The organism is Amycolatopsis stemonae, assembly GCF_054781455.1.
The window spans coordinates 339,712-361,486 of sequence record NZ_BAAGUJ010000002.1 but is presented as its reverse complement, the minus strand read 5'-3'; the positions used below and the strand labels follow the sequence as shown (position 1 = coordinate 361,486).

Below are 21,775 nucleotides of genomic sequence, written 5' to 3'. Positions count from 1 at the left end.
CAGGCCAGTCGACCCGGGTGATCAGGGCTTGCGCGCGACCCCGCCGATCACGCGGGACTCCGACGGCGCGGCGGCGAACACCGTCCGCTCGTCCGGGTGCCACGCGGGCGCGTACACGAGCCCGGGTTCGAGCATCGGCCAGCCGCCGAAGAACCGCTCGAACTCGGCCATCGGCCGCAGGAACCCGGGGTTCGTCGTGGTCTCGTAGTACTCGAGCAGGTCGATCAGGGCCTGCCGCTCGTCTTCGTTGACCGGGTTCTCGTTGGTCATCTGCGACAGCACCAGCAACGAGCCGGACGGCAGCCGGTCGCGGTAGAACTCCAGCAGCTCGTCGGGGTTCTGCTCGTCCTTGATGAAGTGCATGACGGCGTTGATCACCAGGGCGATCGGCTCGCCCGCGTCGATGATCCCGGACGCGGTCACCCGGTCCCACAGCTCTTCCGGCTCGAAGAAGTCCCCGGCGATCGCGTGGTGGCGCTCGGGATCGGCGGTGTCGGCGAGCAGCAGCGTCGAATGCGCGAGCGCGATCGGTTCGTTGTCGATGTAGAGCACGCGCGTGTCGAGTTCTTCGCGCTCTTCGTCGGCGACCTCGTGCACGTTGCCCGCGGTCGGCAGCCCGGACCCGATGTCCACGAACTGCCGGATGCCTTCGCGCACGCACTGGCGGATCGCGCGGCCGAGGAACTGCCGGCTCGTCAGGCAGTAGTCGCCCATCAGCGGCAGCCGGGCGCGGACCTTCTCGGCGAAGTCGCGGTCGATCGCGTAGTGCGTGGTGCCGCCGATGAAGTAGTCGTAGATCCGCGCGGCGGACGGCCGGTCGAGACTGCTCTCGACGGCCTTGAGCGCGTCGTCGTGGTTGATCATGCCGGTGCCAGTGCCTCCCGGTAGGCGTTCACCGACTCTGTCAGGCGATCCAGTTCGGCGCGCAGCCGGGCCACCCCCGCGTCGTCGAGGCTCATCGCCGTCCCGATCACGTCCGGGATGCCCTCCGCCTTCTCGCGCAGGGCCTTCCCGGCGTCGCTCAGGCTGACGCGGACCGAGCGCTCGTCGTCGGCCTGCCGGTTCCGGACCACCAGTCCCGCGGTCTGCAGCCGCTTGAGCAGCGGCGAAAGCGTGCCCGAGTCGAGGTTCAGCTCGGCACCGAGTTCCTTCACCAGGCGGTGGTCCCGCTCCCAGAGAGCCAGCATGACCAGGTACTGCGGGTAGGTCAGGTCGAGGTCGTCGAGGACGACCCGGTACAGCGACGTCACGGCGCGCGACGCCGAGTACAGCCCGAAGCAGAGCTGGTCGTCCAGCCGCAGCGATGCCATGGCGCCCTCCTCTCTCGTAACTCTCCATGATCCCCGAGATGACGGGGCGCGGCAACTTAAGTGCCCTGCATCTCATTGGACGTCATTCAGTTGTGCACAACTCAGTTGAGAGCTACGTTGTTGGCATCAGCTCGAACCGAGGAGGACGACATGACCGCCAACCCGCACAACCTCGCCCTGGAGCCGGCCGCGCAGGCGTTCGCCGAGGCCACGGACCAGCCGCCGTACCTGTTCCAGCTGCCGCCCGAGGAAGGCCGCAAGGCCGTCGACGGCGTGCAGGACGGCGAAGTCGCCATGGCCGCCGCCGACATCGAGGTGCTGACGGTCCCCGGCGGCCCGACCGGCGAGGTCGAGACCCGCATCGTCCGCCCGGCCGGCGTCGAAGGCCCCCTCCCGGTGATCCTCTACATCCACGGCGCCGGCTGGGTGTTCGGCGACTTCCACACCCACGAGCGGCTGGTGCGCGAACTGGCGGCCGGCGTCGGCGCGGCCGTCGTCTTCCCCGAGTACGACCGCTCGCCCGAGGCGCGCTACCCGGTCGCGATCGAGCAGAGCTACGCCGTCGCGAAGTGGGTTGCTTCGGAAGGAGCCTCGCACGGCCTGGACACCTCGCGCATCGCGATCGCGGGCGACTCCGTCGGCGGGAACATGACCGCGGCGCTGACCATCCTGGCCAAGCAGCGCGGCGACGTCACCTTCAAGCAGCAGGTGCTCTTCTACCCGGTGACCGACGCGAACTTCGACACCGAGTCGTACCTGAAGTTCGCCGAGGGCTACTTCCTCGGCCGCGAAGGCATGAAGTGGTTCTGGGACCAGTACACGACGGACGAGGCCCAGCGCGCCGAGATCACGGCGTCGCCGCTGCGCGCGTCGCTCGACGAGCTCGCCGGGCTCCCGCCGGCCCTCGTGATCACCGGCGAGGCGGACGTGCTCCGCGACGAAGGCGAGGCCTACGCGGCGAAGCTGCGTCAGGCCGGCGTGCCCGTCACGGCCGTCCGGTACCAGGGGATCATCCACGACTTCGTGATGGTGAACGCGCTCCGCGAGACCCACGCCGCTGAGGCGGCGATCACCCAGGCCATCACCGTGCTGACCCGCGCTTTGGGGAAATAACTGAGAAAACGCTGAGCCGGTGACCCGTTGCGGCCCTATGACGCAACTCACAGGGCCGCAACGTGGCCACCTGCTCAAACGTGATATATACGCGACTCCCGATCGATCCGGGCGCGCATTTCCCGCCGCCCGGAAGGACCGAACCCATGCACCTGAGCAGCATCAGGCTGGACTCGCCGGTCAACATGATCATCGTGATCGTGCTGACGCTGCTCGCGATCATCGCGGTGCCGTTCTTCTGGGACCGCTGGAAGCGCAAGCGGTTGTGGCGCAGCGCCACGATCCTGCTCGCGGTCGTCCTCCTGGTCGTGACCACCGGCATGGCGGGCAACATGATCGGCGGTTTCTTCCCGACGCTCGGCTCGCTGCTCGGCACCGGCGTCTACTCCGGCCAGGGCACCGACGCGGAGGCGGCGCAGAACGGCGAAGACCTCGAGAAGCTGCGCGACACGGGCATCGCGCACGCCCGCGAAGGCAAGGGCACGGTCGTCCACATGAAGGTGACGGGCCGGCGCACCAAGATGACCCGCGACCTCGCGGTCTACCTGCCCCCGCAGTACTTCGACGCGGCGTACAAGGAACTCCGGTTCCCGGCGATCGAGTGGATCCCGAACTACCCGTCCGGCCCCGAGGTCTTCACCAGCGGCTACGGCATGCCGCAACAGCTCGACGCGGCGATCGCGAAGAAGGTCCTGCCCCCGACGGTGGTGATCGTCCCGGACCCGACGGGTGTCCCGAAGGTCGGCCACGACACGGAATGCGTCGACGAGGTCAACGGAACGGCCAACGACACGTACCTGACCGCGGACCTGCGCGACTGGGCGCTGCAGAAGCTGGGCGTCTCCTCGAGCCGCCGCGCGTGGACGGTCGCGGGCTGGTCCTCGGGCGGCTACTGCGCGATGAACCTGGTGACCCGCCACCCCCAGTGGTACGGCCAGGCGGTCAGCGTCAGCGGCTACGACAAGGCCCAGGTGGACGGCGAGACGGAGGACCTGTTCCACGGCCGCCAGGACATCAACGACGCCAACAACGTCCGGCTGAACGTCCGCCTCCACCCCGCCCCGCTGGACATCCTGGCCGTCTCGGGCGACAAGGAGAACTACGAAAGCTTCGCCATCGACCAGATCCGCCTGGCCGCCCGCCCGCCGGTGCAGTTTTCGTCGTGGCGCATCCCGGACGCCGGGCACAACATGAATACGTTCAAGTCCCAGATCCCGGACGTCCTGACCTGGATAGGCGCCCACACCTCGGCCCCGGTCGCGGCGGGCCGCCAGATCGAGACCACCGGCGGGGTGCTGCCGTGGCCGTTGCCGAAGTCCGGCGCCCACGGAGCCTTGGCCGACACGGACCAGTAGCGAAGCGGTCACCTCACCGCGCTGACGTCGCCCTGGGCACGCGGAGAATCCGACATCGTTGTCACCAGCGGGTCACGCCGTGACCGATCGTGACGGCCACGCGCACCCAGGGAGACGCGCCTCAGCTTGCGCATGACCCGGATTGCCTCCGTACCCCGGAACGGGCGAATTTGTGAACGGCTCTCGAACCGGCCCCCGACCACGCAACGCCGCGGGGCCCGGCGGGCAAGCGCCGTCGTTTCGCGGACTGTGTCCGCGGGGTACCTGTGTGCGGTGACGATCGTCACCACCCGCTGGGAAGGACTGGAGTCATGACTCACGCGAATGGCGCACGCATCCGGGTTCGCGGCCTGCAGCCGGCGCAGGTGCTGGCCGGGTTGGCCGGGATCGCGTTCCTCGTCGTCGGCATCATCGGGTTCACCAGGACCGGCATCGGGAACTTCGCCGGCCACCACGACGCCGGGTTCTGGCGGTTCTCCGGGAACCCGCTCATGAGCCTGGTCCGCGTCGTGACCGGCGTCGTCGGCCTGCTGCTGGCGTTCGGCTCGGGCCGCGCCCGGGCGTTCGGCTGGCTGCTGTTCATCTTCTACGGCGCGCTGTTCGTGTGGGGCCTGATGATCGACGGCCTCATCTCGAGCAACCCGTTCGCCAACTACGGCAACCCGATGGACCTCGGCCGCGCCGACACCTGGCTGCACCTCGGCGTCGCCGCGCTCGGCCTGCTGATCGCCGTGCTGCCGGCCCGCCGCACCATCCTCGTCCCCGAGGACGAGGTCGTCGACGAGCCGACGGTCGCCGAGGAGCGCACGGACCGCGTCGCGGACGCCGAGCGCACCGACGTCATCCCGGCCGAAGAGCCGCGTCGCCGTCGCCCGTTCCTGCGTCGTGACGCGGAACGAGGCCCGGAGGTCGCTCGCGAAGAGCGTCCGCCGGGCCTCGCCCACTAGGAAGTTCGTGGTGGCTCAGTAGGTGGTGCCACCGGCGCCGGAGTTGCTGCTCCCAGCGCCACTGTTAGCCGGAGCCTGGTTGGCGGTGGAGCTGGGAGTGGTGCCGACCTTGCAGCCGTTGGGCTCGATGACGAACCAGGTGCCGTTGACGCCCATGCCGTTCGCGTCGCCCGGCTTCAGGTCCTTCGAGAAGGTGTAGACCGGCCAGCCGCCGATGGTGACCTGCTCGGTGCCGTCCGTGCGCTTGATGCTGCCGAGCAGCTTCGAGTCGATGCCCTGCAGCTCGACCTTGCCGTTGGAGAGCACCGGCGGCCAGGTCTTGGCGCAGTCGCCGTTGCAGGAGGACGTCTTGGCCTTCTTGGTGTCCTTCGTGAAGAGGTAGAGCGTCATGCCGTTCTGGTCGACGATCGCCTCGCCGAGGCCGTCGATGTTGCTGGCGCTCAGCTTGACGACACCCGCTTCGGCGCCGGCCTGCCCGGCCTTGCCGCCCTTGGCGTTGGCCGCGTACCAGGCACCGCCGACCCCCTGGCCGGTCGCCTCGCCGGGCTTGGTGTCCTTGGCGTAGCGGTAGAGCGCCCACCCGCCGACGGTGATCTGCTCGGTCCCGTCGGAGCGCGTCACCTTCCCGACGATGTTCTTGTCGACCCCCTGCACCTGGACGTCGCCGGTGGCGAGCACCGGTGGCCAGGCCTTGGCGCAGTCACCGTCGCAATTGGACTTCGGCGGCTTGGCTGTGTCCTTGTCGAACCGGTAGAGGGTCATGCCGTTCTGGTCGGTGATCACCTGCCCGACGTTCGCCACGTCCGCGACGACGAGTTTCGACTCGTTCGACGCGGGGGCGGCGTTGCCGACCTGCCCGTTGGCGATCTGGCCACCACCGGTGCCACCGGCAGCCGCGGGGGCGATGACCGGCTGAGCAGTTTCGGCACCCGAGCAAGCGGTGAGCACTGCCAGCCCGGCTGCCGCAGCGGCGACGGAGACGGCGATGCGCGTGCGAAGCATGGAAGTTCTCCTTGTGTCCGTTGGGGTTTCCCGCCGCTCGGTGCGGCTGCTGATACCCACTACACGGACCCCCGCGGGAGGCGGTTCAAAGTTTTTCCGCCGCGGATCACCCCAGGTCGAGCCCGGTGCGCCGGCTCAGTCCCCGGCGTCGCCGCGCGTCGGCTCGCCGAGCGCGCGGTCGACCAGCGTGCCCGCCGCGCCGGTGTAGGTGGCCGGGTCGAGGAGGCCGTCCAGCGCCGCCGGGGTGAGGACCTCGGTGATCGCGGGCAGCTCGTCGAGCACCTCCCGCAACGGCCGGTCCTCGGCCACGGCCCGCCGCGACGCCTCGCCCAGCAGTTCCTTGGCCTTCGCCTTGCCGAGCAGGGGAGCGAGCACGGCGGACAGCCGTTCGGACACGATCAGCCCGTGCGTCGACGCCACGTTCGCCCGCATCCGCGCCGGCTGCACGGTGAGCCCACGCGCCAGCTCGACGGCGGTGTGCGCGGCACCGCCCGTCAGCCGGAGGCACTCGCGGACGAGCTGCCACTCGGCGTGCCAGACACCGGCCGAGCGTTCGTCCTCGGTCAGCATCGACTGCGTGACACCCGCGGCCAGCACCGGCACCTGCAGCGCCGCCGAACGGATCAGCGTCGCGAGCACCGGGTTCCGCTTGTGCGGCATCGCCGACGAGCCACCCCGCCCGCCGGCGGTGGGTTCGGAGACCTCGCCGAGCTCGGTCCGCGTGAGCGTCTCGACGTCGACGGCCAGCTTCCCCAGCGCACCCGCGGTGAAGGCAAGCGCCCCCACGAGGTCGACGACCGGCGTCCGCACCGAATGCCACGGCAGCACCGGCGCAGCTAGCCCGGTCTCCTCGGCGAACGCGGCGACGAGCCGTTCGGCATAGGTGTCGTCGACGCCCGCCGAGCCGGCCGACGCCGGGTCGGCCTGGCCCGCCCGTGAGCTGCCCGGCGACGTCGCCGGGCCGGGGCCGCCTTCCGGGCCGGGGCCGCCTTCCGGGTCGGGGCCGCCTTCCGGGCCCCCGCACCCGCCCCCCTCCCCACCCCGTCCCGCTTGCCCCTCTGCCATGCCCTCCGCCGTGCCCTCGGCCAGGCGGGCGTACTCCAGGTACGCCGCCAGCGTCCCCGCCGCGCCGCCCAGTGAGACCGGCAGGCCGCCGTCGAGCACGCGCCGGACCCGGACGGCCGCGTCCAGCACCAGCTGCCGCCAGCCCGCGGCCTTCAGCCCGAACGTCGTCGGCACCGCGTGCGCCGTCAGCGTCCGGCCGGCCATCGTCGTGTCCCGGTGCTCGCGCGCCAGCCCGGCGAGCGCCTCGGCCGTCGCGTCGAGGTCGGCCACGAGCAGCCGGAGCGTCCGGTCGGCGACCAGCATCATCGCCGTGTCGAAGATGTCCTGGCTCGTCGAGCCGCGGTGCACGTACTCGGCAGCTTCGGGCGCGTCCGCGCCGACGGCCGACGTCAGCGCCTTGACCAGTCCGACGACCGGGTTCGCGGTCGCCCGCGACCCGCGCGCCAGCTCGACGACGTCGATCCGAGCACTGCCCACGGCCCGCGTGATCGCCTCCGCGGCCTCGGACGGCACCGTCCCGAACCGCGCCTGCGCTCTGGCGAGCGCCGCCTCGGCGTCCAGCATGGCGCGCAGCCAGGCCTCGTCGCCGGTCGACGCTTCGGCCGGCGTACCGGCCCGGACCGGGGACAGAAGTCCGGAATCGGGGTCGACGGTCATGGCGCCAGCATCGCACGCGCCCGGGCTCGGCAGCCGTCACACAGCCGGGTCTGGCACGCTCATCCGCCATGAGCAGCGTCACGTCCGACGAAGACACCGTCCGCTCCGAGGTCCGGGGGATGGCCGCCGAGCGGCTCACCTTCTTCTCGGACGCCGTCGTCGCCATCGCGATCACCCTGCTCGCGCTCGAGCTGCCGCTGCCGGAGGGCGCGACCAGCGCCGAACTGCTGCGCTCACTCGGCACCCATCAGTCCGAATACATCTCCTTCCTGATCAGCTTCGTCGTCATCGGCGGGCACTGGCGCGCCCACCACCGCCTGTTCCACCACGTCACCACGGTCGGCGGCGGGCTCCTGCACCTCACCTTCGGCTGGCTGCTGATGATGGTGCTGATGCCCTTCGCCACGAAGGTGATCGCGGAGGACGGCGGGTTCGAGTTCCGCTTCGTCCTGTACGCGCTCGTGCAGGTCGTCGCGCTCGTCCTGTTCCTCGTGATGGTCCGGCAGATCCAGCGCCACCGCCTCTACCGCGCGGACACCCCGCCGGAGCTCTTCGGCGAGTTCTACCGCGGGGTCGGCACGATGGTCGTCGCCTTCGCCGCCTCGATCCCGGTCGCGTTCGTGACGCAGTGGGCCTACGCGTGCTGGATCGTCATCCCGGTCGTGGGCAACCTCCTCTTCCGGCTGCGCCGCCGGGCGGCGCGAGCCTGAGCCGTCATTCGCCGGTGGCGCCGTCGATCCGTTCGCGGATCAGGTCGGCCTGGCCGATGTGGCGCGCGTACTCGCCGATCATGCGCAGCATCAGCCAGCGCAACGTGAACGGCGTTCCGGTGCTGATGCGCGTTCCCGTCTGCTCCAGCGAACTCGCCGCGACGATCTCCCGGGACCGCGCACATTCGGCGTGCCACAGGGAAAACGCCTCGCCGACGTCGTCGTCCAGGGCCGTGAAGTCCTGGTCCGGATCGTCGTCGGAGTAGTAGAGGTGAGGCACGTCCTCGCCCGCGAACTGGATCCGGAACCACCAGCGCTCGACGCCGGTGAGGTGCCGCAGGAGACCGTGCAGGGTCAGTGTCGACGGTGGTACCGAGCGCTCGGACAGGCGCGCCAGGTCCAGACCTTCGCATTTCAGCTCGAAGGTGCGTCGGTAGTAGTCGAGGCTCTCGGTGAGCGCTTGGCGCTCGTCGGCCACTTGCGTCGGGTCGGTCCGGTCGCCGGTGAGGCGGGCCGGGACGGCCACCGGGGTGCTGTGTTCGGTCATGTGCGGAGCGTGCCACGGGGGTACGACAGTTTTGAGTCCGTCGCGCTCCCGGTGCCAGCTGGCCTCCACAGATGAGCGTCAGAGAGCGAAGGCCTCGGTGCGACCTCGATCCCTTACGGCACAAGCAGTTTCCTCGATACTCTGCTCCGTGGTGTCGAGGACGTTCCGTTCGAGCTCACCCAATCCGGTGAACGCGCCGTGCATCCCGGTGAGCGGCTCGACGTCGGTGAGTTCGGGGGCTTCGCGAGCGGTCCCACGGGCGAGCGTGACCTCAAGACTGGGGCGCAGGACGACGTAGAAGAGGTCCAGGCCGTCGCGCTTCGCGGCGTGACGGAACGGCGGCAGCGCCCACGGCCCGACAACACCGTCGATGACGACGTCGTAGCCACCGCGGGCATAGCCGCACGCGGCCTCGGCGATCACCCCGAGCACGACGTCGTTCTGCCGCGCGGCCTCGGGCAGGTAAGGCGCCACGAACCCGGTCCGGATCGAGACGTAGAAGCTGTCGGTGTGCAGGTGCACGGCCGGCCGCGGCGCACCCTCGGCGACCAGCCGCGCGACGGTGGACTTCCCGGCACCGGGCGGCCCGGTGAGGATCAGCAGTGAGCCAGCCATGCACGCATCATGGGCGGCACCGGCCCCGAGAACCAGTCTTGACCTTGCCCCCGACCTCACCCGGACCCCCGGTGTGCAGGCGGGCGACGCCCCCCTGGCTAAACTTGGGGCGCGGGCCGTTAGCTCAATTGGTAGAGCTGCGGACTTTTAATCCGTAGGTTCTGGGTTCGAGCCCCAGGCGGCCCACTCGATCGACATCCTCGCTGACCTGCGGGATGTTCGCATCTGCTGATCTTGCGAGCCCTGATGTGATCTTGGGTGGGCTCGCTGTGGGCTCTCTCGGTGCCCTGACCAGCGAATATGCGACGGCATGTCAAGGTGGAACGGTTGAGGGCGCCCTTCACCGCAATTGGTCTTGCCCTTTCTGATCGGCTCGATAGGTCCTTCGGTTCCGTGGTTTTCAGGCGGCGATGGTGGCGTGGCTGGTTCGTCTGCCGGCGGTCACGGGTCGGCGGGTAGCCGCGCGGTGCCGTCGGCGTGGAGTGCGGAGGCGGGTGGCGGTGGTGCGGGCGGCGTCGAGGACGAGGCGAGCGGTGGCTTCGGCGGACTGGCGGGCCAGGCTGGGCAGGACGCTGGTGTAGGTGTCGGCGGTGAGGACGATGCTGGCGTGGCCGAGCATGTCTTGGACGGTTTTGAGGTCGTTGCCGGCGGCGAGGGAGAGGCTGGCGGCGCCGTGGCGCAGGTCGTGCAGCCGGATCGGAGGTAGCCCGGAGCGGGTGTTCAGTACGCGGAAGAGGCTGGTCAGCGCGTCGGGCCGGATCGGCCGACCGAGCCCGTTGAGGAACAGGTAGCCGACCGGGACGCCGAACAGCGGGTCACGGCAGGCGTTGTGGTGGCGGCGCAAGAGGGTGAGGGTGATGTGGTCGACGGCGATGACGCGGTTGCTGGCCTCGCTCTTGGGCTTGCCGACTTCGATGGTAGCGCCGAACTGGCGGATCTGGTGAGAGATGGTCAGGTAGCCGGCGTCGAGATCGACGTCGCTCCATTGGAGCCCGATGACCTCGCCGCGGCGCAGCCCGAGCAAAGCGACGAGGCGGAAGAGCAGGTAGAGCCGGTGGTCGCGGATCGCGTGCAGGAAGGTGGCGGTCTGTGCGGCGGTCCAGACGGCGACTCGGGGGCGTTCTCCCGTGGCGCGCCATTGCGCGATGCGGGGTGGTGTCCAGACGACGGCGTGCGGTCGTCGTCCGCGGGGGAGTTCGACGTAGCGTGCGGGGTTGCGGTCGATCAGCCCGCGTCGTACGGCTGCGTTGAGGGCGGCGCGCACGGTGGCGTGGATGCGCTGCAACGTCCCCGCGGTGACCGGTCTGCCCGCGGCGCCGTGGGTGCGGATGATCGCGGTGAACATCGCCTGGACGTGAGCGTTGGTCAGCTCCTTGAGCAGGTGTCCGCCGAGGTAGGGGATGAGGTAGCCGTGGATGTGCTGGCGGTAGCCGCGCAGTGTCGACTTGCCTGGGCCCAGCCGGGTGTCCAGCCACAGCTGCAACCACTGCGCAGTGGTGATCATCGCCGGCGCCGGTTCGGTTCCGCAGGGATTGCGGAGGTAGTCGCGGGCTTGCCGCGCCGCCTGCTGTGAGCAGAACCCTCCTCGGCGAAGCTGTCGTCTCCGGCCGTTTGGCCGGGGAGGCATCTCGATCTGGAAATACCAGGTGCCGTGGCCTCGCGTCGACAGCCGGGGACACCGCCCCCCCAGACGTCGCCCGGCACTGTCACGGCAACCACACCGCTTGTACAAACCTGCTGACGACCGCATCCGGATCACCCACTCGCATCGGCAACGTCAAGTGCAGTATGTGCCGCGCAAACTCCAGTCGATGGCCGGCAGGCGGAGATTTTGGCCGTGCCTGATCGCGACCGTGCCGTTGTTGGCCGGAGCGCTGGCCCCGCAGACCTTCGCTTGCACTGTGGCGGTAATCAGCCCGCGGACTCTGGATCCGTCACCGCCGGTGTCCGCTGCCGCTGGCGCGCAATCGGGTGCGCAGCTGTGTGCGTATGAGGTTGTGCAGGTCGAGGTTCGTGCGTTCCTCGTCGGCGATGTGCACGGCGAGGGCGTAGCGCTGGGCTGGATACTGCTTCTTCTGCGTAGTAGTCCAGGGGCTCAGGTCGTGGCTGATGATCAGGAAGTAGTGCTCGTCGTCTGGGTCCCAGGCTTTGTGGTCGAAGTCGCGGCGGATGAGGGTGTTCGATGCGACGCGCGTAGGCGGAGGGGCCAGTTGCGGTCGTAGCCGCCCTTTCGGCAGGTCGAGGCGTGTCACGGTGGGGTCGGCGTTGGCTTGGCTCACGCTGGGCTGGAGCCGGTAGTGCCGTTCGACCTCGGCTTCGTCGAGGCCGCGGACAAGTTCGACGCTCATGGTGCCGGCGATGTATTCGCGGCGGCTGCGCCGCACTGGCGGGTCGAACGCCAAAGCGACGCGGAAGAGTCGCTTACTGGCGCCCCGAGCGAACTCGTAGGGAACCGGTACGCGGTGGATGACGACAGAGTTGGTGGCCATGGTCGCTTCGATCGTCAGGATGGCGTTCGCGCCGCCGGACTCGAGAACTCGCTCTGCGTCCGGCACTCCGTACCCGCAGGTCCGGAGGGGGTCGATGCCGGCGACCGCCGATTTTTCCGGGACTCGGGCGGAGAGGGCGAGCAGGGCGCGCAGCAGGTTGGCGGAGGCGTCGGGGTAGCGGGTGGCGATGCGGGCGACTTCGTGCGCGACCGTCGGCGCCGCGTAGCTGGTGCCGTTGTCCACGCCGATGAACCGGGCGCCTTGCGGCGCGATCGCGGTGATCACGGAGATGCCGGGGTCCCGGAGGCTGAGTTGGTTGAGTTGGTGGTCGTGGGCCCAGTTGCCGCCGTGGTGGACGAATTCCGGTTTAAGGGTGCCTGTCGCATTCTTCCCCCGCGTGGGACCGCTGCGGGTGAACGGGGACGGGCCGGCAGCCGGGGCGATAGCGACCAGTGACGACGTGCGGGCGCCGCCGGGGACATCGCGGCGGGCAAGAGAGCCGACCGTGACCGCCAACGCCGCGTCAGCGGGTTCGGCTATGCCGGCGTCGGTGTCGACCAGGTAGCCCGGGTAGCCGTGGAGCCACCCCGAGGAGGGAACGTCGGTGTGCCGGTTGCCGGTACTTACCACGATGACGACGTCGAGTTCGCGGGCCAGTTCGTCGAGCGTGGTGGTTAGCTCGGAGGGCAACAGTCCGTCGGCCGGCTCGTTGCGGTTGATCGAGATGGACACGACACGGACACCGTGCTCGTCGACGAGCCATCGGATGGCTTCGGCGATGGTGACGTGAGGTTGCCCGACGACAGTGTTGTTCCTGCCGTCGAACTCGAGCACTCGGGCGTTGACGACCGGGCGCGGTGTCCGCGAGGGGGGCGTCCGGCGGACGAGGAATTCCAGGTCACCCCACACGGCCATCCCCGCGACGCCGGTGCCGTGGTCGTCGGGGCCGCCGTAGACATGGCCTGTCGGAAAGCCTTTGGAGGCGGTGACCGCACCGTGCAGGAGAGGGTTGGCGGTGACCGCGAGACCATCCACGACGCCGATCGGCTCGCCGTCAGGTGTCGGCAACGGCACCGTGATCGTGGCGTTGACCAGGTCAGCGAGGGTGACCTCTGGTCGCAGCGGAGGCCGCACGCGCTCCACCCACGGCTCGGCCAGCAGCCGATCAAGCAGCGCCCGGTCGGCACTCACACGGATGACCGTGGTTTGGGGACGCGGATCGATCGCGACCACCCGGATGGCGCTGTCGTCGCGCGAAGCGGCGCGTACAAGGTTCTCGATCGCGGCTACTCGGGTTTGAGCGTCGGCGAGGCCGGGCGACGGCCACATCACCACATCGAGCAGCTCCCGGCGGTCGAAGGTCAGGGTGTCGAGTTCGCGGTCGTAGCGGTCGTCCGGACCGTAGAGCGCGATGTCTTCGATCGTGTCCAGCAGCTCAGCCCAGCTTTGCGGATGGTCCCAGTCGATGGGGGTGGCCGGGTCGGTGCCGCCATATTCCCGCAGGACCTCACCCAGCCGGTCCCGTGACTCGCGGGTACTGAGTACCGTATAGGTCCAGCCGGCGCCTTCACCGAGTTCCGTCAGACCCAAGCCGCGGAACGGCCCGGTCTTCAGCCGTGTGGCTCCCCTCAGCTTCAACACAATGCGGGTGTCCAGCTCTTCGACGTCGGCATCCGCTTCCATCTGGCCCAGTGCGGTCGTTTCGACGTCTCGCAGCTGAGCTCGTAAGCCGGTGGCGTGGGCCCCCCGTTGGACTTCTCGATCTTCTGAAGATCCCCCTCGCCGTCGGCGACTGCTTAAGGGCCGTCCGGGCGGCAGCGGCAGATGATCAGCCATAACCGCATTCTGCTACCGACTGCACGCATAACGCGACAACGTGAACGAATCGTAAAGAGAGCAGTGCTCACACCCATGGACGCGACCGCGTCCGCGCCAGGGCTTCGCCCAGGTCGGAGGCGGTCACGACGTCGCGGTCGTCGAGGATGGCCAGCCGCAAAGCGTCATGTCCGGCCTGCTCCACCGCGGCATGGGGAAAGCGGTCCAGATCCTGCACCACGGGGTCCAGATCCGTACCCGGCTGCATGCGGCCGGCCAAGACGCGTTCAAGCAGGATGTGTCGCTGCTCGGCTGTCGGCAGGGGCACCTCGAGAACTTCGCTGAACCGGCGCCACAGGGCAGGGTCGAGGACCTGCTGGTGGTTGGTGGCGGCCACCAGCAGCGACGGTCCGGTGTACCGGTCGATCAGCTGCAGTACGGCGTTGACGACACGGCGCAGTTCGCCGTGGTCGGTCGGGTCGTCCCGCAGCTTGCCCAGGCTGTCGAACTCGTCGAACAGCATCACGTACGCACCGGAGTGCGCGAAGTCGAACACCCGGCTGAGGTTGCTTGCGGTTTCCCCGAGGTAGCTGGACACCACACTCTCAGTCCGGACTGTGACGAGAGGCCAGTCCAGCTGGCCAGCCAACGCGGCAGCGATGCTGGTCTTGCCGCACCCTGGCGGACCGTAAAGCAGCAGAGATCGGCGGCGAGGGACCCCGGCGGCGTCCAGTAGCGGCCAGGCGGGCACCTCGTGCGTCAACTCCGCGAGACGCGCGCTCAGTGACGGAGCAAGCACCAGATCGTCGAGCATGCTGTCGGGCGAGAGCACGTCAGCCAGCGGAAGGTCGGTGTCGCGATCGTGAGGGGGCTCCGGCAACGGTGCGTCAACGACGGGCATCTGCAGGCCGGAACCGCTGACTAGCAAGCGACGCAGGTCGCGGGCAAGCGCGACGTGGTGCTTGCTCTCTTCCTCGTCGATGATCGCTTGAGCGGCGCGACGGAACGCCAGGTCGTCCTTGTCGCGATACGCCGTAATCAGCGCTTTCAGATGTCGCCCCGCCACGTCTCTACGGTAGCCCGCGTACGCAAGGGTGTCAAAGTAGTAGCGCTACAGTAGTAGCATGATCGTGTGCCGAATCGCGCCAGTCGCGAGACCAGCCGCTATCGCCTGTCGGCCCAGCGTCTGGCCGCGATCCTGAAGGCGGCCCGTCAGGACCAGGGCCTGAGCCAGCAGCAATTGGCACAAGCTGCAGGGGTGGCGATCGGCACAGTCCGCGCATTGGAGGGGCGCCGCACCGTCGAACCGGGGTTCTTCACCGTGCTTGCGCTAGCGCAAGCACTCCGGATCGATGCTGTGGATCTCATTGAGACGTCCGGCACGGCGTCGACTGAGGCGGTAGCTCGCACAGATTCATGAGGTTCGGGCCCTCTTGGCCGGAGCCGGAAGCGTTCTGACAACACGCCAGCTATGAGCCGAGACCTCCGGTTAGGCTGCCTTCCAGATCGCGTGGTCGAGCTCCCTGACCGGACGTCGACCTGGTGGCCGAGGTGGCGACTCAGCCAGTGAGGTACCTTCCGGTCCGGCTTCACCTGCCCGTCGGTGCCGGCCAGCATCCAGAGGTAGCCGAGCCGAACGTCGTGCCCACCGTTGCCGGGGACGGCTCGCAGCCGGCTTTCCACGGCGTCGGCTCGACCGTCGGTTCGTCGTTCCGGCGGAGGCGGTGCAGCCGGCTCGTCTGCCTGCGGCGAGGGGGTAGCGTGCGCAGCCCAGCGGCCTCGACGCAGGCGCAGACCGAGCTCGCGGCCGAGTGATTCCCGCCCGGTTTCTCGCTTGCGCGATCCTAACGCCCTGGCTACGCAAGCGCCCGGTTACAGGCTCTCACGCGGCCGAGCGCTGGTGGCGCCGCGGCGAGGACTGGCGATGCGCCATGATGTTCCTGTGACGCGCCGGCTGTCGCAGACTGTGCGCCGCCTGGTCGGACGGTGCGCACGTCCTCAAGCTGGACGTCCACCATTCATCGTCGAGTGAACGTCGTAAGGAGCCGCGTGAGCACTCTCGGTAGTTTTATCTGGTCGATCGCTGATCAGCTTCGGGGTCCCTACCGCCCCAACCAGTACGGCAACGTGGTCCTCCCGCTCACGATCCTGCGTCGCCTCGACTGCATCCTCGAGCCCGACCGCGAGACGGTACGCAAGCTGGCGGCGAAGTACGACAACCCGAACCGGCTCAGGATCGAGGTCAAGAAGGCGACCGGCCGGTCGTTCTTCAACACCTCGAACTACTCCTTCGCCAACCTGCTGGCCGACGCCGACGGGCTGGCGGACAACCTGGCCGACTACATCGACCGGTTCTCACCCGACGTCGACGTGTTCGAGTACTTCGACTTCAAGAAGGAGATCCTCGCCCTGGAGAAGGCGGAGCTCCTGCGCGAGGTCATCACGTCCTTCAAAGCCGTCGACCTGCACCCGGATGTCGTCTCCAACGCCGACATGGGCGATGCGTTCGAGTACATCATCCGCAAGTTCAACGAGGCCGCGAACGAGACCTCCGGCGACCACTACACCCCGCGCGACGCGATCCGGCTGCTGGTCGACCTGCTCTTCGCGGAGAAGGACGCCGACCTGACCGAGGCCGGCATCATCCGAACACTGTACGACCCCACCGCCGGCACCGGCGGCATGCTCGCCCTGGCCGAGGAACACCTGCTCCTGCAGAACCCCGACGCGAAGCTGAGCCTGTACGGCCAGGAGTACAACCCGCAGTCGTACGCGATCTGCAAGTCCGACCTGCTCGCCAAAGGCCACGACGCGACCAACATCGCCTTCGGCAACACGCTCACCGACGATGCGTTCAAGGGACGCCAGTTCGATTTCTGCATGTCCAACCCGCCGTACGGCGTCGACTGGAAGCAGTACGCCAAGGCGGTCACCGCCGAACGCGACTCCGCCGGCCCCTACGGCCGGTTCGCCCCCGGCCTCCCGTCGACCTCGGACGGGCAGATGCTCTTCCTGCTCCACCTGGTTCACAAGATGCGGGCGCCGGAGGACGGCGGCGGCCGCGCCGGGATCGTGATGAACGGCTCGCCGCTCTTTAACGGTGCCGCCGAGTCCGGCCCCTCCAACATCCGCAAGTGGCTGCTGGAGAACGACCTGGTCGACGCCATCGTCGCGCTGCCGACGAACATGTTCTTCAACACCGGTATCGCCACCTACATCTGGATCCTCGACAACACCAAGCATCCCGACCGTAAGGGCTTGGTCCAGCTTATCGACGGCACCTCGTTCTGGACCAAGATGCGCAAGAACCTCGGCTCCAAGGGGCGTGAGATCAGCGACGCCGACCGCGCCAAGGTGGTGAAGCTGTACGAAGACTTCACCGACGCCGACCCCGAGTACTCCAAGGTGCTGCGCAACGACGAGTTCGGCCACTGGACCATCACCGTCGAGCGCCCGTTGCTCGACGGGGACGGCAAGCCGGTCGTCGACCGCAAGGGCAAGCCCAAGCCGGACACGAAGAAGCGCGACACCGAGAACGTCCCGTTCACCTACGGCGGATCGAGCGCGGGTGCGGCCGGCCAGGTCGAGGTGATCCAGGCGTACTTCGACGCCGAGGTGAAGCCGCACGTCCCCGATTCCTGGATCGACTGGGCCAAGGTCAAGACCGGCTACGAGCTCCCCTTTACCCGCCACTTCTACAAGTACGTCCCGCCCCGCCCTCTCGCGGAGATCGATGCCGACCTGGAGAAGCAAGTCGCCAAGATCCTCGACCTGCTGCGGGAGGTGGAGCAGTGACGCGCTTCGGACACGCTATGGAAAAGATCGACGAGCGCATCCCGGGCATTGACCTTCCGCTCATGTCGGTATCCCAGACGCGGGGAGTCATCCGGCGAAGTGAGTTGACGGACGCTCCCCCGCGGGCTGAGTCCCTCGACAACTACAAGGTGTGCCGGGTCAACGACATCGTCTTCAACAAGATGAGCATCCGTTCCGGTGCGATGGGCGTCGCGGCCGAGGACGGTCTGGTGACTTACCACTACGAGGTTATGCGACCGCGCGAAGGAACGGATCCGCACTTCATCGCCTACCTGATGAAGTCATCGTGGTTCACCGAGGAGCTCATCAAGCGCGAGCGGGGGATCGGCGCAGGTGACCAGGCCAATGTTCGGACCACGGAGGTGCCGTTCTCGGTCCTGAAGATGATCGATGCCTACATTCCCGGCAACGACGAGCAGCGGGGCATCGCTGACTACCTCGACCGCGAGACTGCCCGCATCGACACCCTCGTCGAGGAGCAGCAGCGCCTGATCGAGATGCTCCGCGAGCGCCGTGCCGCAGTACTCTCCGCAGCATTCGATACCGACCCCTCGACCGAGGCAACTAAGGTCGGACGATTGCTGGCGGCCCGCCCGTCGTACGGCGTGCTGGTGCCGAGGTACGTGGACGAGGCGGAGGGCGTTCCGTTTGTTCGCGTCGGCGACCTGCTAAACCTCACACCGGAGCGGCCCATGCCGGCGATCGCGCCGGAGCAGTCAGATGAGTACTCACGTACGAAGATCGTCGGCGGTGAAGTGCTTCTCGGCGTCGTTGGCAAGATGGGGCAGGCTGCGCTCGCACCTCGGTGGCTCGCGGGCGCGAACGTCGCGCGGGCGGTGGCTGTACTCCGCTGCAAAGACCCGGCTATAGCTCCCCTCTTATGCGCCTGGATCGGATCCAACAAATTTCTGTATCAGGCTGAGTTGGCGACGAGCGGAGACAGCATTCAGCCCACGCTCGGTATGAAGGACCTTGCGCGTTTCGACATCAACCTGCCTGCTGATCCCAACGCCGCCGCTGACCTTGTTAGCCGGTTGGCGAAGATCGACACACTCATCACCGAGACTAAGCAGTTTATCGAGCTTGCCCGTGAGCGGCGGGCGGCGTTGATCACGGCGGCGGTGACGGGGCAGATCGACGTACGGGAGATGGCCTGATGGCCGGTCACAACGAGGTCGTCTTCGAGACCGAGATCTGCGAGTACCTGGCTGGCCATGGGTGGCTGTACTCGGAGGACGACACCGGCTACGACCGGGAGCGGGCGCTCTTCCCCGATGACCTGTTCGCCTGGCTGAAAGAGACCCAGCCGGCACCATACGAAAAGGCGCTGAGAGCGGCAGGGTCGGAGGCGAATTTCCTCGACGTGCTGGCCACGGCGCTCGACAAGCCTCTCGAACACGGTGGCGGGACGTTGAACATCCTGCGCAACGGAGTGCAGTACATCGGCGGCGGCCGGCTGAAGATGGCGCAGTTCCGCCCCGAGACGAGCCTGAACGCAACCACCAACGAGCAGTACGCGGCGATGCGGGTACGGGTGATGCGGCAGGTCCACTTCTCCACCGCCGACCAGCGCAGCATCGACCTGGTCTTCTTCATCAACGGGCTCCCGGTCGCGACGGTCGAATTGAAGACCGACTTCACACAGTCCCTCGATCAGGCGATCAACCAGTACCGCAAGAACCGGAATCCGCTGACCAACGGGCGGCTCGAGCCGCTGCTGTCCTTCGGGCACCGGGCGGTGGTGCACTTCGCGGTCTCGAACGACCTGGCCGCGATGACCACCCGGCTCGAGGGCGAGAAGACGCACTTCCTGCCATTCAACGTCGGCCATGAGGATGGTGCGGGGAACCCGCCGGGTACGGGCGGGCGTTCAGCAACCGCGTACCTGTGGGAGCGGGTCTGGGAGAAGCACGCCTGGCTCAACATCATCGGCCGACTGATGATCGTGGAAACCAAGGAGGAGTGGGACGTCGCGACCGGGACGTCGGTGCGGCGCACGAGCATGCTCTTCCCCCGGTTCCACCAATGGGAAGCCGTGACGAACATCGTGGCCGCGGTGAGCGAGGAGGGAGTGGGCCATCGCTACCTGATCGAACACTCCGCAGGCTCGGGTAAGACAAACACCATCGCCTGGACAGCGCATCGGCTGGCGCGGCTACACGTGGAGGACAAGAAGGTCTTCGACTCGGTGATCGTGGTCGTGGACCGCACTGTGCTCGACGGGCAGCTCCAGGAGGCGATCCGGCAGATCGACGGGTCGGGGAAGATCGTGACCACGATAAGTCCGGAGGACGTCCGCAAGGCGGGCGCCAAGTCGAAGTCCGGGCTGCTGGCGACCGCGTTGAAGAACGGGGAGCTGATCATCGCTGTCACGGTGCAGACCTTCCCGTTCGCACTCGACGAGATCCGGGCCGACAAGGGCCTGAAGGGGAAGCGGTTCGCGGTGATCGCGGACGAGGCGCACTCCTCACAGTCCGGACAGATCTCCTCCAAGCTCAAGGCCGTGCTGACCGCAGAGGAGGTCAAGGAGATCGAGGAGGGCGGCTCGATCAATGTCGAGTCAATCTTGGCTTCGGAAATGACCGAGCGGGCCGAGTCGAAGAACATCTCCTACTTCGCGTTCACCGCGACGCCGAAAAACAAGACCCTGGAGCTCTTCGGTCGCAAGGGCCCTGACAACAAGCCAGTCGAGTTCCACCTGTACTCGATGCGACAGGCGATCGAGGAGGGCTACATCCTCGACGTACTCAAGGGCTACCAGTCCTACGACACCGCGCTGAAGATCGCCGGCCAGGCCGAGAGCGGCGACGGCGACGTGGTGGTGGACGAGGCCGCGGCGCGCAAAGGGCTGATGCGGTGGGTGAAGCTGCACCCGACCAACATCAGCCAGAAAGTGCAGATCATCGTCGAGCACTTCCACGTCAACGTCGCCCACCTGCTCGAGGGCAAGGCGAAGGCGATGGTCGTGACCGACTCTCGCAAGGCCGCGGTGAAGTACAAGAAGGCGATCGACGCCTACATCGCCAAGCGGGCCGCCAACGATGCCTCGTACAACTACCGAACCCTGGTCGCCTTCTCCGGCTCGGTGACGATGGCCGAGGACGAAGAGTGGGCTTCGGACTGGGGGCCGCACCCGAGCAAGGACGACGAGTTCACCGAGGCCAACCTCAACCCGGGCGCCGGCTCGGACTTGGCCGCCGCCTTCAAGGGCGCAACGTACAAGATTATGCTGGTCGCCAACAAGTATCAGACAGGGTTCGACCAGCCGCTGCTCTCGGCGATGTACGTCGACAAGAAGCTCTCTGGGGTCACCGCCGTGCAGACGCTGTCGCGGCTCAACCGCACTTATCGCACTGCGGGCGGAGAGCGCAAGCGCAAGACGTTCGTCATCGACTTCGTGAACAAACCCGAGGACATCCGGGCCGCGTTCGAGCCGTACTTCACGAACGCCACCCTGGAGACCGAGACCGATCCGTACGTTGTCTTCCACCTAGCCACCAAGCTCGACCAAGCTGGTATCTATACGCCAGAGCAGGTGCGCGAGGTCGCCGAACTGTGGGTCACCCGGAAGGGCAACAACGCGCTCTCGGCTGCGATCAGCCCAGCCAAGAACGAGTTCGCCCGCCGCTACGCGGCTGCGATTGAGGCCGATGACAAGGTCACCCTCAACATTCTCGACCTGTTCCGCAAGGACGTCTCCACTCTTGTCAGGCTCTACGACTTCATGAGCCAGATCGTCGACTATGGCGACGCGTACATGGAGATGCTGTCGATCTTCCTGCGGCTCCTGGAGAAGGTCATCGCAGACTCGTCCTGGGCCGCGGAGGTCGATTTGTCCGATGTGGTCCTTGTCGGCGTCAAGCACAGCAAGGGAACTGCAGTCGACATCTCGCTGACCGGCGACGGCGAGCTCAAAGGCATCAGCGCTGCGGGCACCGGCGGCCGGAAGGAGCCGAAGTACGTCGCACTCCAGGTCGTCATCGACAAGATGAATGATCTCTTCGGTGCCGAGTCGTTCACGGGGTCGCAGGTCCGGGAGTTCGTGCAGGGCCTGGTGCAGCGGCTACTCGCCCACCCGGACCTGATCAACCAGACTAAGGTGAACTCGAAGAAGCAATTCATGGAGTCGCAGGACTTCCAGGCTGCGGTCGTCGAGGCGGTGGTCGAGAATCAGGAGGCCCACAACACCATGGCGGACTACTTCTTCAGTGACGGGCCTGGCGTCAACGCTGTCATCGTGGCACTCGCGGACGCCTTTTACGAAGCTGCGATCGATCAGCAGACGGATGTGTGAGCAGCCCGGATGCCATGCCACGAACGGTGTCTCGGCATTC

General features: G+C 67.7%; 17 protein-coding genes and 1 tRNA gene. 9 read left to right on the top strand and 9 right to left on the bottom strand.

Annotation, left to right across the window (positions count from 1 at the left end; all coding sequences use genetic code 11):
- Positions 1–21 precede the first annotated feature (21 nt).
- A complete protein-coding gene (locus tag ACYVLJ_RS07840; RefSeq protein ID WP_460438199.1) occupies positions 22–864 on the bottom strand; it encodes a class I SAM-dependent methyltransferase in 843 nt (280 codons plus the stop codon).
- Complete coding sequence (locus ACYVLJ_RS07835; RefSeq protein WP_451971717.1) at positions 861–1,310, bottom strand: MarR family winged helix-turn-helix transcriptional regulator; 450 nt, start codon at positions 1,308–1,310, stop codon at positions 861–863. The genes ACYVLJ_RS07840 and ACYVLJ_RS07835 overlap by 4 nt, the downstream gene beginning before the upstream one ends.
- Before the next feature lie 150 nt (positions 1,311–1,460).
- On the opposite strand from ACYVLJ_RS07835, the gene ACYVLJ_RS07830 reads away from it, so the two are divergent.
- From ACYVLJ_RS07830 to ACYVLJ_RS07820, 3 genes are all read left to right on the top strand, one after another.
- Positions 1,461–2,423, top strand: a complete 963-nt coding sequence (locus tag ACYVLJ_RS07830; RefSeq protein WP_451971720.1) for an alpha/beta hydrolase — start codon at positions 1,461–1,463, stop codon at positions 2,421–2,423.
- 146 nt (positions 2,424–2,569) lie between these two features.
- Positions 2,570–3,778 carry an alpha/beta hydrolase gene (locus ACYVLJ_RS07825; protein ID WP_451971723.1) on the top strand — a complete coding sequence of 403 codons (1,209 nt, stop codon included), beginning with the start codon at positions 2,570–2,572 and terminating at the stop codon, positions 3,776–3,778.
- 311 nt (positions 3,779–4,089) lie between these two features.
- On the top strand, positions 4,090–4,725 hold the full coding sequence (locus tag ACYVLJ_RS07820) for a DUF4383 domain-containing protein (RefSeq protein ID WP_460438198.1): 636 nt from the start codon (positions 4,090–4,092) through the stop codon (positions 4,723–4,725).
- 15 nt (positions 4,726–4,740) lie between these two features.
- Here ACYVLJ_RS07820 and ACYVLJ_RS07815 read toward each other — a convergent pair whose 3' ends face one another.
- Together ACYVLJ_RS07815 and ACYVLJ_RS07810 are read right to left on the bottom strand one after the other, a co-directional pair.
- Positions 4,741–5,727, bottom strand: a complete 987-nt coding sequence (locus tag ACYVLJ_RS07815; RefSeq protein WP_460438197.1) for an SCO0930 family lipoprotein — start codon at positions 5,725–5,727, stop codon at positions 4,741–4,743.
- Positions 5,728–5,862: 135 nt separating this feature from the next.
- Positions 5,863–7,449 (bottom strand): class-II fumarase/aspartase family protein, encoded by a 1,587-nt coding sequence (locus tag ACYVLJ_RS07810; RefSeq protein WP_460438196.1) that lies wholly within the window; start codon positions 7,447–7,449, stop codon positions 5,863–5,865.
- Positions 7,450–7,517: 68 nt separating this feature from the next.
- Between ACYVLJ_RS07810 and ACYVLJ_RS07805 the strand changes: the two genes are divergently transcribed.
- Positions 7,518–8,159 (top strand): TMEM175 family protein, encoded by a 642-nt coding sequence (locus ACYVLJ_RS07805; protein WP_460438195.1) that lies wholly within the window; start codon positions 7,518–7,520, stop codon positions 8,157–8,159.
- A 4-nt stretch (positions 8,160–8,163) separates the two neighbouring features.
- Here the strand turns inward: ACYVLJ_RS07805 and ACYVLJ_RS07800 are convergent, their stop codons facing one another.
- Together ACYVLJ_RS07800 and ACYVLJ_RS07795 are read right to left on the bottom strand one after the other, a co-directional pair.
- A complete protein-coding gene (locus ACYVLJ_RS07800; RefSeq protein WP_460438194.1) occupies positions 8,164–8,706 on the bottom strand; it encodes a DinB family protein in 543 nt (180 codons plus the stop codon).
- 78 nt (positions 8,707–8,784) lie between these two features.
- Complete coding sequence (locus tag ACYVLJ_RS07795; protein WP_460438193.1) at positions 8,785–9,321, bottom strand: ATP-binding protein; 537 nt, start codon at positions 9,319–9,321, stop codon at positions 8,785–8,787.
- A 113-nt stretch (positions 9,322–9,434) separates the two neighbouring features.
- On the opposite strand from ACYVLJ_RS07795, the gene ACYVLJ_RS07790 reads away from it, so the two are divergent.
- Positions 9,435–9,507: transfer RNA gene (locus ACYVLJ_RS07790), tRNA-Lys, on the top strand.
- Between the two features lie 214 nt (positions 9,508–9,721).
- On the opposite strand, the gene ACYVLJ_RS07785 is transcribed toward ACYVLJ_RS07790, so the two are convergent.
- The 3 genes from ACYVLJ_RS07785 to ACYVLJ_RS07775 all read right to left on the bottom strand — a co-directional run bounded on the left by ACYVLJ_RS07785 (position 9,722) and on the right by ACYVLJ_RS07775 (position 14,691).
- Positions 9,722–10,825 carry a tyrosine-type recombinase/integrase gene (locus ACYVLJ_RS07785; protein ID WP_460438192.1) on the bottom strand — a complete coding sequence of 368 codons (1,104 nt, stop codon included), beginning with the start codon at positions 10,823–10,825 and terminating at the stop codon, positions 9,722–9,724.
- Positions 10,826–11,255: 430 nt separating this feature from the next.
- A complete protein-coding gene (locus tag ACYVLJ_RS07780; RefSeq protein ID WP_460438191.1) occupies positions 11,256–13,493 on the bottom strand; it encodes a S8 family peptidase in 2,238 nt (745 codons plus the stop codon).
- A 220-nt stretch (positions 13,494–13,713) separates the two neighbouring features.
- Positions 13,714–14,691, bottom strand: coding sequence for an AAA family ATPase (locus ACYVLJ_RS07775; protein ID WP_460438190.1), 978 nt, complete (start codon positions 14,689–14,691; stop codon positions 13,714–13,716).
- 66 nt (positions 14,692–14,757) lie between these two features.
- On the opposite strand from ACYVLJ_RS07775, the gene ACYVLJ_RS07770 reads away from it, so the two are divergent.
- From ACYVLJ_RS07770 to ACYVLJ_RS07755, 4 genes are all read left to right on the top strand, one after another.
- A complete protein-coding gene (locus tag ACYVLJ_RS07770; protein ID WP_460438189.1) occupies positions 14,758–15,045 on the top strand; it encodes a helix-turn-helix domain-containing protein in 288 nt (95 codons plus the stop codon).
- 629 nt (positions 15,046–15,674) lie between these two features.
- Positions 15,675–17,420, top strand: a complete 1,746-nt coding sequence (locus tag ACYVLJ_RS07765) for a type I restriction-modification system subunit M (RefSeq protein ID WP_460438188.1) — start codon at positions 15,675–15,677, stop codon at positions 17,418–17,420.
- Positions 17,417–18,598 (top strand): restriction endonuclease subunit S domain-containing protein, encoded by a 1,182-nt coding sequence (locus ACYVLJ_RS07760; protein WP_460438187.1) that lies wholly within the window; start codon positions 17,417–17,419, stop codon positions 18,596–18,598. Before ACYVLJ_RS07765 ends, ACYVLJ_RS07760 begins: the two co-directional genes overlap by 4 nt.
- Positions 18,598–21,735, top strand: coding sequence for a type I restriction endonuclease subunit R (locus ACYVLJ_RS07755; protein WP_460438186.1), 3,138 nt, complete (start codon positions 18,598–18,600; stop codon positions 21,733–21,735). Before ACYVLJ_RS07760 ends, ACYVLJ_RS07755 begins: the two co-directional genes overlap by 1 nt.
- Positions 21,736–21,775 lie beyond the last annotated feature (40 nt).